The following is a 9684-nucleotide window of genomic DNA, read 5'->3' on the forward strand; positions in this document are numbered from 1 at the left end:
CGCGGCACACAGAAAGTGCAGATGACAGTGTATACTAATTTCAGATGTATCTACATACTTTTATTCGTTGATTATCAATTTATTACAAAGCAAAAGTGCAGAGTGTAGACAAAACTAAAAAATAGTATTACCATGCTTCAAAGGGACTTTTACGTGTGTGGCATTAAAATTAGTGCAAGATAGCGTTGCATCTCTATATTGCAAGCCTGTCACTTGGTTGGCCAGACGTTGCGTGTGTCGGGCAAGTGCGGTCACACCTATTCGTCTGAGTATGACATCTAATAGTCGTTTTCTTGAAAATGAAGTGTGTGCTGTATTGTTTGCTGATGACATTTTGTCATGAATTAGGTGTTATATAACATAAAGCGAGGCTTTTCTATGCCTTTGTTGCGGTTGTCATCGTATTTTATCTGTACATTTGTAAAAACAAGGGCCGTGTATAGCCCACAAATCTTAATCCTTAAAACATAAAGTCATGAAAACAGAAAGCGTAATGCAATTGCTCACGAAGAAATATCCAGACCAATTAGAGTATTTGCAAGCAGTGCAAGAAGTTTTGCGCTCAATCGAGCATGTGTATAATCAGCACCCAGAATTTGAGCGTGTCAAACTGATAGAACGCCTGGTAGAACCCGATAGAATAATAACTTTTAGAGTTCCTTGGGTTGACGATGAGGGCGAAGTACATGTGAATATTGGGCATCGTGTGCAATTTAATAATGCAATAGGCCCATATAAGGGGGGCATTCGGTTTCACCCCTCGGTAAATCTGAGTATTCTGAAATTTCTTGGTTTTGAACAGACCTTCAAAAATGCACTTACCACACTGCCAATGGGCGGAGCCAAGGGTGGGGCAGACTTCTCACCCCGTGGTATGAGTGATGCCGAAATTATGCGATTTTGCCAGGCTTATATGTTGGGGCTTTGGCACAATATAGGGGCAGAACAAGATGTGCCTGCGGGTGATATAGGCGTTGGCGCTCGTGAGGTGGGCTACATGTATGGTATGTATAAAAGGTTATGCCTTCAGCATACCGGTGCATTTACCGGAAAGGGAATAGAATTTGGTGGCTCTTTGTTACGTCCCGAAGCAACTGGCTATGGAGCAATGTACTTTGTGCGTCAAATGTTGGCGGATTTGGGAGAAAATATTGCTGGTAAAAGAATTGCCATATCGGGCTTTGGTAATGTAGCTTGGGGGGTGGCAAAGAAGGCAGCGGAGATGGGTGCGAGTGTAGTAACACTTAGTGGTCCGGACGGGTATGTGTATGATCCACAAGGTGTGGTGGGTGATAAAATCGCCTACATGCTGGAACTACGTTCGTCGGGCAATGATATAATTGCACCCTATGCCGAAAAATATCCCGAGGCAACCTTTTACGAGGGACGCAAACCCTGGGAACAAGAGGTTGACATCGTGATGACATGTGCCACACAGAATGAATTAAACGAACGCGATGCTGAAATGATTTGCCTTAACGGTGCAAAAATGGTGGCCGAGGTGAGCAATATGGGTTGTACAAGTCAGGCTGTTGATTATTTTACGGCCCACGGAATGCCTTTTGCGCCAGGCAAGGCTGTAAATGCTGGGGGCGTAGCAACTTCTGGACTCGAAATGACTCAAAATGCCATGCATCTGTCATGGTCGGCTGATGAGGTTGACACACGGTTGCAACACATCATGCATGCGATACACCAACAGTGTATAAAGTATGGCAAGGAACCAGATGGACACACTAATTATGTGAAAGGGGCCAACATTGCTGGCTTTATGAAGGTGGCATACGCCATGATGGCTCAAGGCATAGTGTGAATAGTTGCTTCATTATGTACTTTACGTGATACATTATTATATATGCTTAAAAGTATATTGCATTGCTAAAAAGTCCTATGAGTGTTGAGTAAATTAACACTAATGTCCTCATTTTTCAATGTCAAGTTGCAAAAATATCGTGTAATACTTGTCTGTGTAAAAACATACTATTATATTTGCGTCAGTTATGGCGACGTTGCATGGAATGCGATGTACCATTAAACAACATACAATTTACAAATGGATAATCAATTGTAAAACACCATGAATAACATTAAAAGAGTCTACACTTTTGGTAATGGCAAGGCCGAGGGCCGCGCTGACATGCGTAATGAATTGGGAGGTAAGGGTGCAAACCTTGCCGAAATGAACTTGATAGGTGTGCCAGTGCCTCCAGGGTTTACAATTACTACAGACGTTTGCAACGAATACTACAAAATAGGTAAGGACCAGGTTGTAGCATTGTTGAAGGAAGATGTTGAAAAGAGCTTGCACCAAACGGAACAACTCATGAATAGCAAGTTCGGTGATGTGGCAAATCCCTTGTTGCTCTCAGTGCGCTCAGGGGCACGAGCCTCGATGCCCGGCATGATGGACACTATCTTGAACTTGGGTTTGAATGACGAGGTTGTTGAAGGTCTGTCAAAAAAGACTGGCAATCCCCGTTTTGCTTATGATGCATATCGTCGTTTTGTACAAATGTATGGCGACGTAGTACTGGGTATGAAGCCAGTAAATAAAGATGACGTGGATCCGTTTGAAGCTATTATTGACGATGTAAAGAAGGCCAAGGGCGTTCAGCTTGACAATGAACTTGAGGTAGATGACCTGAAGGAACTTGTAAAGCGTTTCAAGGTCGCCATCGTTGAGCAGACTGGCAAGGAATTCCCAACAGACCCTATGGAGCAACTGTGGGGCGCAATCTGTGCTGTGTTTGATTCGTGGATGAACGAACGCGCTATTTTGTATCGCAAAATGGAGGGTATACCTGCAGAATGGGGTACAGCAGTAACAGTAATGGCTATGGTGTTTGGCAACATGGGCAATACATCGGCCACAGGCGTTTGCTTCAGTCGTGATGCTGCAACTGGCGAGGACCTCTTTAATGGGGAATGGTTGGTTAATGCACAAGGCGAAGATGTTGTAGCCGGTATACGTACACCACAACAAATTACGCTCGAAGGATCACGCCGTTGGGCAGAACTGCAGGGCATAAGCGAAGAAAAACGCAAGGCCGAATATCCTTCGATGGAGGAGGCCATGCCTGAAATATATCACCAACTTGATGCTATTCAAACAAAGCTTGAAGAGCATTATCACGACATGCAGGACATGGAGTTTACTGTACAGGAAGGTAAACTCTGGTTCCTCCAAACACGTAACGGAAAGCGTACGGGCGCTGCAATGGTTAAAATCGCCATGGACTTGTTGCGTCAGGGTATGATTGACGAAAAAACAGCCATAGAACGTTGCGAACCGCAGAAGTTGGACGAACTTTTACACCCAGTATTCTCAAAGGAGGCACTTGCTAAGGCTAAGGAACTGACTCGTGGTTTGCCTGCAAGCCCTGGTGCTGCGTGCGGGCAGATTGTTTTCTTCGCTGATGATGCAGCCAAATGGCACGAAGATGGCCATAAAGTGGTAATGGTTCGTATTGAAACATCGCCAGAGGACCTCGCAGGTATGGCTGTGGCAGAGGGTATCCTTACGGCTCGTGGTGGTATGACATCTCATGCGGCAGTTGTGGCACGTGGCATGGGCAAATGCTGTGTGAGTGGTGCGGGTGCCATCAATGTTGACTACAAGGCTCGTACTGTCGAAATAGATGGCGTTGTGCTCCACGAAGGTGATTATATCTCGTTAAATGGTACAAATGGACGTGTGTATCAAGGAGAGATTAAAACACAAGCTGCCGAACTTTCAGGTGATTTTGCAGCGTTGATGGATCTGTGTGCTAAATATACTCGATTGCAGGTTCGTACCAATGCTGATACGCCGCACGATGCGGAGGTGGCGCGCAAATTTGGTGCTGTAGGTATTGGTCTTTGTCGTACAGAACACATGTTCTTCGACAACGAGAAAATCGTTGCTATGCGTGAAATGATTTTGGCTGAAGATGTTGAAGGTCGTAAAAAGGCGCTTGCCAAACTTCTGCCATATCAGAAGGAAGATTTTAAGGGCATATTCCGGGCAATGGACGGATATCCTGTAAATGTACGCCTTCTTGACCCACCTCTTCACGAATTTGTGCCGCATGATACCAAGGGACAGGAAGAAATGGCTAAGGCTATGGGCGTGACAGTAGAGTATATCCGACAGCGTGTTGACAGCCTGTGTGAGCATAATCCCATGTTGGGACATCGTGGTTGCCGACTTGGTAATACCTATCCCGAAATCACTCAGATGCAGACTAGAGCTATCCTTTCTGCTGCTATTGATCTGAAACGTGAAGGCTTGGATCCTCACCCCGAAATCATGGTACCCTTGACTGGTATATTGTATGAGTTCGAGGCGCAAGAGAAGGTTATTCGCGATGAAGCCGCCGCTCTGTTCAAGGAGGAGGGTATGGAAATTCCGTTTAAGGTTGGCACAATGATTGAAATTCCGCGTGCTGCTCTTACTGCTGACAAAATAGCTTCACGTGCAGAGTACTTCAGTTTCGGTACGAACGACTTGACTCAGATGACGTTTGGCTATTCACGCGATGACATTGCCAGTTTCTTGCCTGTATATTTAGACAAGAAAATACTGAAGGTTGACCCGTTCCAGGTCCTCGATCAAAATGGTGTAGGACAACTTGTCGAAATGGCAGTCGATAAGGGTCGCATGGTACGTCCGGATCTTAAGTGCGGTATCTGTGGCGAGCATGGCGGTGAGCCTTCTTCGGTTAAGTTCTGTCACAAGGTAGGTTTGAACTATGTTAGTTGTTCACCGTTCCGAGTACCTATAGCTCGCTTGGCTGCGGCGCAGGCTGCTGTAGAAGAATAATAAGATAAGCCCTCGTAACTAACGAGTTAGGCGGTAAGTCTCTGATAATAAAGAGGCTTGCCGCCTAAATTGTTTTTAAGCGGTCTGCACATTCTGCACGATAATCATGCAGAATGTGTATGGGTTGCTTACAAAAACTTACACAAAATTTGGTGGTCGTGCTTACAAGTGCTTACAAACGAATTTTGATAAACAACAAAATAGAATTGAAATTATGGCTCTATTCAAGGCAACGGTAAGAACGCCACGGAAGGACGGCTTCTACCAAGTTTACATTCGGGTTATGCAGAACCGCAAGCCCGGATACATCAAGACGGACAAGGTTGTAACCAAAAAGCACGTTGACAAGGACGGTAACATAACAGACCCTTTCGTGAACGAGTATTGCGCAAGGCGCATTTTGCGGTTTACCGAACTGCTTAACCGCGTGGACTACGCAAAGTGGAACGTGAAGCAGATTATCGAGTATGTAACCAAGGAGGACGAGGACTTGTGCTTTTCGGACTATGCGCACCTGCACATAAACCGCATGATTGACAACGGACAGTTGAGGAATGCGAAGAACTACAAGCTGGCACTCCAGCACATGGAGCGGTTTGCAGGGACAACGAGGGTGATGTTCGGGCAACTCACTTCCACTTTCGTGAACCTGTGGGTGCAGTCGTTGGAACAGACGCACAGGGCAAAGGAGATGTACCCGGTATGCATGAGGCAGGTGTTCCGTGCTGCCGTGGCGGAATACAACGACTACGACAACGGAGTTATCCGCATCAAGACGAACCCTTGGGGCAAGGTGAAGATACCACAGGCTGACCGCACGGCAAAGATTGCCATCAGCCCGGAGGAGTGCCGCGTGTTCTTCGCTGCCCCATTGCCCGAGACGAAAATGATTGATCCATTGCCCGAGATTGGGCGTGACGTGTCGAAGATGATACTTTGCCTTGCAGGTATCAACACGGTTGACCTCTTTGAGATGAAGAAAGAGAACTACCGAAACGGCTGCTTGTGCTACAACAGAGCCAAGACGAAAAAGACGCGCACCGATGATGCGTACATCGAAATGAAGGTTGAGCCGGTGATACAGCCGTTGATGGAGAAATACTTGGCAGAGCCTAACGACCCTTACCTGTTCCGTTTCCACAAGCGGTTTTGCGACAGCGACTCTTTCTGTGCAGGTGTGAACAACGGCATCAAGCAGATTTGCAGGAGTCTGGGCATCCCCAAGGAAAAACAATACAGGGCGTACACATTCCGCCACACTTGGGGAACGGTGGCGCAGAACGACTGCGGAGCGACCATTGACGAGGTGGCTTTTGCCATGAACCACTCGCACGGACGCACCATCACGCGCGGCTACATCAAGCTGGACTTCTCCCCTGCATGGGAACTGAACGCAAAAGTGATTGACTTCATCTTCTTCAGCACGGCAAAGAGCAAGCAGGGCTTGGCGCACGATGTGGAAGAACGCAAGGACACGATGTTCCGCATTGCGCCAAAGTACATGATTTATGCAAGGGCGTACTACCGTGGCGAGGTACTGGCCGAAGTAAGCGACATTGGTTTCAGCAACATTGACGAGGTTATAGCCCGGCTTGCAGCGAAACTGCCCGACACTATCCCGGACAGGTGTGCCGTGCAGTTCCGCATCAAGAACGTGGACACCGACAGAGAGGCGGTGTACGAGAGGACTAAAGGCAAAGGGTTTTAGACAAACTCAACAAAGATGTTTTTGCGTCCATCCTGCGAAATGAGCTTGAGGTTGTCTGCAAGAATGTTGTCGGGATTGACAACAAGATGCAATACTGCTCCATGCTTGACAGCAGTTTGTGCCAGCAGTCTAATGTTTGAAACGGAGAAATTGTCCGCATAAATCTTCACAGACGTGCCATTCTGCAAAAGCATGGCAATGTTTTCGTAATTTGTTTTCATCATGATGCGTTTTTGAATTCACGGCAAAGGTCTCAAACAAGAACTTCAACTACCCTTTATCTTTTGCGACACGCCCGGCTTTGCAACTCCGTAAGGTCGGGCTTTCTTTTCGCCCCAACTTTTCTTCTCTACTTTTCTTCAAACAAAAAAAGAAAATCGAAATCCGAAGTGTTTTTGTCGTTGTCGTCGCCTATATTATACGACGTAAGGAGTATAATATATATATTCCTTATTCCTATTCTTATATAAACTATCGTTTATATCTACGCGCGCGCGTGAGAGACGAACGGTAGCCTTTTGAGTTTTCTATAATTTTGGAAAGGGTACCCTTTTGAAAATAGAAAGGGTAGCCTTTTTTATTCGTTGTAACTGCTTATATTTCAACGAGTATTGAAAATGCGCATTTCTTATGTTTGTCAATGCTTTTATGCAAGCTAAAACACATAGTCTTCAATGAGTTTTCTAAAAATGGCGATGATTTTCATTACCAATTAGGGTTACTTTTTATGCTGTTTTTTATAACGCTACCCTTTTGTTTTTGAAAAGGGTACCCTTTCGTTTGCCTTTTGTTTGGGTTATGAATACATAAAAGGTAGCCTTTTGTTTGCCTTTTGAAAATTGAAGTATGGGGGAAAAAAACGACCTATCCTCGCGGACAGGTCGAGCCTAAAAAACTATGAGTAAACAAAATGAGTCGGTCTAAAAGTAGATGAAGTAGAGACGGGGGTTATTCGTCGTCGTCGTTGTCATTTTCTTCGTCTTTGCCGCAAAGGGCGCGAAGTTTGTCCTCGATGGTGAGGACGTTGACGTTGGCATTTACGTCCATGTCGATGGCTTTCATCTTTGGTGTGTGGAACTCCAGTAGGCGCAGCTCGGCGTTCACGCGGTCGTCTGGCGCGAGAGCCTGAATGTCAAGGTCGAAATGTGAGAGTGTACGTTTTTTGCCGTCGTCACACTTTACTTCCTTGGGTTCGAAGTATGCCAAGGAATGTGATTTGATGAAGCCCTTGAGAGGGTTTTCCTTGTTGGGTGTGCCTTTCTTTCGCCCTCCTGTTTTCATTCCTTTCATGTGTTATTCTCCTTATTATATAGTGGTGTGATACAATAGTTAAAAGTGTGGGGCAAAGATAGCGCATTAACTTAGCGCACGATTTATAAGTGTTGAATTACAGAACAATAAAACGTGAAATAATATGGGATTATTTGGTAGCATAGCAGGAGGTGCGCTCGGAGCAGCTGCAAGCATATTTGGCGGCATCAGCGCAAGCAAGGCGATGAGACGTGTGAAGGAGCAGCTGCAAGCGCAGAAGGAGGCTAACCAGAACTGGTATGACCGTCGTTATAACGAGGACGCGACGCAGCGGGCGGACGCTCAGCGCATACTCGCCCAGACCGAGGAGAGCATAAAGAACCGCAACCGACAGGCGGCAGGTGTACAAGCCGTGATGGGCGGTACTGACGAGAGCACCGCAGCAGCCAAGGCCGCGAACGCACAAGCATTGGCCGATGCAACGTCGCAGATAGTAGCTGGTGCGGATAACCGCAAGGACCAGATAGAACAGACCTATCAGCAGCGCGACTCGCAGATTAACGGTGCGCTGAACAATATGGAAATTAACAAGGCACAAGCCATCAGTCAGGCCGTGCAGGGTGTTGCCAAAGCAGGTGCAGGGATTGCTGGAGCCTTCTAAAAACAGTCAACATGAGTAATTGGACAGAAGAACAGCAGGAACAATACGGGCAGGGCAATGATGGTGGATATACACCACCTAAAGGTTCGCTTGGCTGGGCCGGGCAACCTGCACAACCCGAGCCAGTGCCCAAAGGGACGTTGGAATGGGCCGAGCAGACACCGCCACAACCTGCCCCTGCCAAGGGAACGCAGGAGTGGACGGAGCAGAATGCCGGGAACGGGGAGGGCAAGCCTGCCCCTGCCACCGGTACTGCACAGGAAACTGATGACCAGACAGGGGTACCGGCACACAATGAAACGGCCGCCAGCGGAAACAATGCCAATGACGTGATGGGCTACGACCGGCAGATTGCAGCCTTGAACGAAGCCGCCAGCAGGTTGAAGCCGGAAACTGAGGAGGAACGCAAGAAGAGAGAACGCAGTGAGAGGTCGAAGAGGATTGTGGCAGCTGTGAGTGATGGTCTGCAGGCGTTGAGCAACCTTTTTTTCACGACTCGTGGTGCTCCTAACATGTATGACCACCAGGAGGCGAGCCAGCTCACGCCATTACAGGAGAAACTGGAAAAGTTGAAAGCCGAACGACAAGCCAACGCAGATAAATACCTTCAGTATTCGCTCAAGGTTGGTGACTTGCAGAATGACCGTGCGAAGACTTTGCGTGAGTTGGAGGAGCAGCAGGAGCGCATGAGATTGGCAAGGGAGAAAGCGCAGCGTGAACAGGAGGCGCACGGATGGCTTGCAGCCCTGCAGCCCGACAAGGTGCGAGAACAGGCTGGTAAAGCCACCAAGGCCGAGCAGGAGGGCATTACCGCCACCGAGGAAGCCAAGAATGCACCTGAGTTATACAAGGCTAAGGTGGACACAGAGAAGGCGCGCGGCGAGGCTGCAAGAGCATCAGCAAGTGCAAGCAGAGCATCAGCAACCAATTCGTATGCTTCGGCAAATGAGCACAACGCCAATGCCAGGGGACGTTTCCAGTGGTGGGACGAGAACGGGAACATGCATTATGCTAAGACTCAAGACGAAGCCATTACCAAGGCTCGCCAGCATGGAACACTTGACCGTGTGACTGTTACCTCTACAAGCACGACTAACAGCGATATCAACGGCAAGTCCACTACTACCTACAATAAGAAAATTGACTATCCCGGAATTAGGAAGAAACCTGCCGCAAAGCCACAGGCTAAACCTGCCGCAAAGCCGAGTGGCGGCAAGCAAGGCGGGAAATGGGCTTCCGGGCTAAAATTTACGTAACAACTTA

General features: G+C 47.5%; 7 protein-coding genes. 5 read left to right on the forward strand and 2 right to left on the reverse strand.

The features are described from left to right. Positions 1–475 precede the first annotated feature (475 nt). The 3 genes from gdhA to BQ5453_RS11385 all read left to right on the forward strand — a co-directional run bounded on the left by gdhA (position 476) and on the right by BQ5453_RS11385 (position 6509). Positions 476–1813 carry an NADP-specific glutamate dehydrogenase gene (gene gdhA, locus BQ5453_RS11375; RefSeq protein WP_071123290.1) on the forward strand — a complete coding sequence of 446 codons (1338 nt, stop codon included), beginning with the start codon at positions 476–478 and terminating at the stop codon, positions 1811–1813. A gap of 264 nt (positions 1814–2077) precedes the next feature. After that, entirely contained in the window at positions 2078–4801 is a 2724-nt protein-coding gene (ppdK, locus tag BQ5453_RS11380; protein WP_071123291.1) for a pyruvate, phosphate dikinase, read from the forward strand. A gap of 214 nt (positions 4802–5015) precedes the next feature. Beyond that, positions 5016–6509 carry a tyrosine-type recombinase/integrase gene (locus tag BQ5453_RS11385; protein WP_071123640.1) on the forward strand — a complete coding sequence of 498 codons (1494 nt, stop codon included), beginning with the start codon at positions 5016–5018 and terminating at the stop codon, positions 6507–6509. Here the strand turns inward: BQ5453_RS11385 and BQ5453_RS11390 are convergent. Next, positions 6506–6733 (reverse strand): hypothetical protein, encoded by a 228-nt coding sequence (locus tag BQ5453_RS11390; RefSeq protein WP_022102419.1) that lies wholly within the window; start codon positions 6731–6733, stop codon positions 6506–6508. The genes BQ5453_RS11385 and BQ5453_RS11390 overlap by 4 nt on opposite strands. Before the next feature lie 724 nt (positions 6734–7457). Further along, complete coding sequence (locus BQ5453_RS11395) at positions 7458–7799, reverse strand: hypothetical protein (RefSeq protein WP_022102418.1); 342 nt, start codon at positions 7797–7799, stop codon at positions 7458–7460. Positions 7800–7923: 124 nt separating this feature from the next. On the opposite strand from BQ5453_RS11395, the gene BQ5453_RS11400 reads away from it, so the two are divergent. Together BQ5453_RS11400 and BQ5453_RS11405 are read left to right on the forward strand one after the other, a co-directional pair. Next, positions 7924–8421, forward strand: a complete 498-nt coding sequence (locus BQ5453_RS11400) for a hypothetical protein (RefSeq protein WP_071123292.1) — start codon at positions 7924–7926, stop codon at positions 8419–8421. A gap of 11 nt (positions 8422–8432) precedes the next feature. Continuing rightward, positions 8433–9677 (forward strand): hypothetical protein, encoded by a 1245-nt coding sequence (locus BQ5453_RS11405; RefSeq protein WP_071123293.1) that lies wholly within the window; start codon positions 8433–8435, stop codon positions 9675–9677. Positions 9678–9684: the final 7 nt, after the last annotated feature.

The sequence above is a fragment of the Prevotellamassilia timonensis genome (assembly GCF_900106785.1).
Taxonomy (GTDB): Bacteria; Bacteroidota; Bacteroidia; order Bacteroidales; family Bacteroidaceae; genus Alloprevotella; species Alloprevotella timonensis.

Bases quoted from the DNA above. Each gene is read 5' to 3' on its own strand.
- gdhA (WP_071123290.1), top strand. From the start codon at position 476: ATGAAAACAGAAAGCGTAATGCAATTGCTCACGAAGAAATATCCAGAC.
- BQ5453_RS11405 (WP_071123293.1), top strand. From the start codon at position 8,433: ATGAGTAATTGGACAGAAGAACAGCAGGAACAATACGGGCAGGGCAAT.
- BQ5453_RS11395 (WP_022102418.1), bottom strand. From the start codon at position 7,799: ATGAAAGGAATGAAAACAGGAGGGCGAAAGAAAGGCACACCCAACAAG.
- BQ5453_RS11390 (WP_022102419.1), bottom strand. From the start codon at position 6,733: ATGATGAAAACAAATTACGAAAACATTGCCATGCTTTTGCAGAATGGC.
- BQ5453_RS11385 (WP_071123640.1), top strand. From the start codon at position 5,016: ATGGCTCTATTCAAGGCAACGGTAAGAACGCCACGGAAGGACGGCTTC.
- BQ5453_RS11400 (WP_071123292.1), top strand. From the start codon at position 7,924: ATGGGATTATTTGGTAGCATAGCAGGAGGTGCGCTCGGAGCAGCTGCA.
- ppdK (WP_071123291.1), top strand. From the start codon at position 2,078: ATGAATAACATTAAAAGAGTCTACACTTTTGGTAATGGCAAGGCCGAG.